The organism is Variovorax sp. WDL1, assembly GCF_001541225.1.
Lineage (GTDB): Bacteria > Pseudomonadota > Gammaproteobacteria > Burkholderiales > Burkholderiaceae_C > Variovorax.
The window spans coordinates 1-237 of record NZ_LMTS01000142.1 but is presented as its reverse complement, the minus strand read 5'-3'; the positions used below and the strand labels follow the sequence as shown (position 1 = coordinate 237).

Here is a 237-nt window from a genome sequence, read left to right as displayed (position 1 = left end):
GCTGCGGTCGTCGAAATATCTCAACAACATGATCGAGCAAGACCATCGAGGCGTGAAGTCGCGTATCAATCCCATGCTGGGGTTCAAGGTCTTCGACCGTGCTGCGGTGACGATCGCCGGCGTCGAGCTGCTGCACCGAGTTCGCAAGGGTCAATTCAATCTCGGTCGGTTGCTTGTTCGCGGCCAAGCCGCGCCCGCGATCTGGCATGCGGTGCTTTCGGCATAACCTGCCCGGAC

Annotated in this window: 1 protein-coding gene; it reads left to right on the top strand. The window is 59.9% G+C overall.

Features of this window, described 5'->3' with window-relative positions; genetic code table 11:
* The coding region (locus tag APY03_RS19290) for a DDE-type integrase/transposase/recombinase (protein ID WP_157103433.1) at positions 1 to 226 on the top strand (226 nt) is incomplete at its 5' end.
* Positions 227 to 237: the final 11 nt, after the last annotated feature.